Annotated in this window: 2 protein-coding genes; one reads left to right on the top strand and one right to left on the bottom strand. The window is 47.7% G+C overall.

The features are described from left to right. Window positions 1–529: permease (locus KDK14_RS15140; protein WP_257266010.1), on the bottom strand; the 529-nt coding region annotated here is incomplete at its 3' end. Between the two features lie 147 nt (window positions 530–676). Between KDK14_RS15140 and KDK14_RS15135 the strand changes: the two genes are divergently transcribed. Further along, window positions 677–1,042, top strand: coding sequence for an ArsR/SmtB family transcription factor (locus tag KDK14_RS15135; protein ID WP_373691090.1), 366 nt, complete (start codon window positions 677–679; stop codon window positions 1,040–1,042). Window positions 1,043–1,083: the final 41 nt, after the last annotated feature.

Below are 1,083 nucleotides of genomic sequence, written 5' to 3'. Positions count from 1 at the left end.
AGCCAATACCTACACCCAGCATCAGGATCGGGAAGATATTGGTAAATTGTTTCCAAGTTTCATTCCAGATGCGCCCCCACTTGTTTTCAGCCTTAGGCTTGCTGTCACCACAAGAGGTTGCACAACCGAAGGCAGCAGGAGTTGGTTTGCTGTCGCAACAACCGCTCTTTGCTTCTACTACAGGTTGGGTATCACCACAGCCACAGGCGGAAGCCACAGGTGCTAGTTTGCTGTCGTCACAAGAGGTGCCACAACCCGCAGCTACTTTACCGTGTACCACGTCTTCACGAACGTAACGCTCGAAGCCCATTTTCTCCAGGATGTAACCACCGGCTACGGAGACGATCAGAGCGATGGCAAAGTAGATCACAGTGACCTTCATACCAAAGGTAGCCAATAACAGACCCATGATGATCGGATTCATCAGCGGTGAAGTGAACAGGAAGGTAATAGTCGGACCAAAACCTGCACGCGCTTTCAGAAGACCGGTCAGCATCGGGATGGTGGAGCAGCTACAGAACGGAGTCAGTGCGCCCAGTAAGCCTGCTGAAACATAACCTTTACCACCTTTGGAGCCGAGGATTGAATGAAAAGCTGGCCCATAAGGTCAGCCTTTTTTAGTTAAAGTAAACCCTATGCGGATAGCTTTGGATTGGGCAGTTTTTGGCAGGAAAAAATGATGAATACCAATGACGACATAGAAAACTATGCAAAAGTTCTGAAAGAGCTGGGTCATCCTGCTCGTCTGGGAGTCTACAAAAGATTGGTAAAAGCGGGTGAAAGTGGGCTTTTAGTGGGCGATCTTCAAAAAGAGTTGAAAATCCCTGGATCCACACTTTCTCACCACCTATCAGCGCTGATGTCTGTTGGACTTATTCGACAGGTACGAGAAGGGAGAACGTTATTCTGTATTCCTCAGATTACTCTGTTCCAGCAACTGCTTGGTTTCTTGCATGATGAGTGCTGTTCTGATGGTGCAATAAGGGGTCGCCTCAAGGCAATAGAACCAGACATACGATCATCCACTGAATACAAAACTTGACTTTCTGTCCTGCTTATTTCGCTATCATACGAACGATCGTA

It is taken from the genome of Endozoicomonas sp. ONNA2 (genome assembly GCF_024606365.1).
Lineage (GTDB): Bacteria > Pseudomonadota > Gammaproteobacteria > Pseudomonadales > Endozoicomonadaceae > Endozoicomonas.
Note: the sequence above shows the minus strand (reverse complement) of the source record. Positions and strands in the feature narration are given on the sequence as shown.

Bases quoted from the DNA above. Each gene is read 5' to 3' on its own strand.
- KDK14_RS15135 (WP_373691090.1), top strand. From the start codon at position 677: ATGATGAATACCAATGACGACATAGAAAACTATGCAAAAGTTCTGAAA.